Source organism: Streptomyces sp. JW3, assembly GCF_052216785.1.
In the GTDB taxonomy this organism is placed as follows: domain Bacteria; phylum Actinomycetota; class Actinomycetes; order Streptomycetales; family Streptomycetaceae; genus Streptomyces.
The window spans coordinates 1-1,127 of sequence record NZ_JBQOUX010000242.1 but is presented as its reverse complement, the minus strand read 5'-3'; the positions used below and the strand labels follow the sequence as shown (position 1 = coordinate 1,127).

Annotated in this window: 1 protein-coding gene; it reads right to left on the bottom strand. The window is 70.4% G+C overall.

Annotated features, from left to right (window positions below):
• Positions 1 to 1,127 (bottom strand): xylose isomerase (gene xylA / locus ACTT8P_RS38300; protein WP_442836402.1); only part of this gene is annotated, 1,127 nt, incomplete at both ends.

The window sequence follows — 1,127 nt, the reverse complement described above, 5'->3', positions numbered from 1 at the left end:
CGGGCGCCGAGGAGGTGGTCCATGGCGAGTTGGTCGAGGTGTTCGAAGGCCATGCCGCGGGCGGCGGCGGCCTGCGGGTCGAAGGTCTCGTAGGCGGATGTGTCGGCGAGCAGGGCGGTCAGGCCGTCCTCGGCGGTGGGCCGGGCCAGCTGGTCCAGCCGCGAGGCGGCCAGCGCCTCCTGGACCTCCGGGTCGGCACGGAAGGCCGCGGCCCGGTCCTTGAGGATCAGGTAGTTGCGCATGCAGCCGGCCGCCGACGCCCACACCCCGTCGATGTCCTCGGTCCGCGGCGGCTTGAAGTCGAAGTGCCGGCACCCGTCGTACCCGGCCGTCTCCAGCAGGTCCACCAGCCAGAACGCCGACCGCAGATCCCCCGCCCCGAACCGCAGGTCCTGGTCGTACTTGATCCCCGACTGGCCGTTCAGGTCCAGGTGGAACAGCTTGCCCGCCCACAGCGCCTGCGCGATGCCGTGCGGGAAGTTCAGCCCCGCCATCTGCTCGTGCCCCACCTCCGGGTTCACCCCGAACAGCTCCGGACGCTCCAGCCGCTCGATGAACGCCAGCGCGTGCCCCACCGTGGGCAGCAGAATGTCCCCGCGCGGCTCGTTCGGCTTCGGCTCGATCGCGAACTTCAGGTCATAACCCTGCGCGGTGACGTACTCCGCCAGCAGATCGAAAGCCTCCTTCATCCGCTCCAGCGCCTGCCGCACATCCTTCGCACCCCCCGACTCCGCGCCCTCACGCCCGCCCCACGCCACATACACCTCGGCCCCCAGCTCCACCGCCAGGTCAATGTTGCGGACCGTCTTGCGCAGCGCGAACCGGCGCACGTCCCGGTCGTTCGCGGTGAACGCCCCGTCCTTGAACACCGGATGCGTGAACAGGTTCGTCGTCGCCATCGGCACCTTCATGCCCGAGGAGTCCAACGCCTGCCTGAACCGCTTCACCCGCGCCTCACGCCCGGCCTCGTCGGCACCGAACGGGATCAGATCGTCGTCATGGAACGTCACCCCGTACGCGCCCAGCTCGGCCAGCCGCCGCACCGACTCCACCGGATCCAGCTCCGGCCGCGTCGCGTCCCCGAACGGATCCCGGCCCTGCCAGCCAACGGTCCACAGACCGAACGT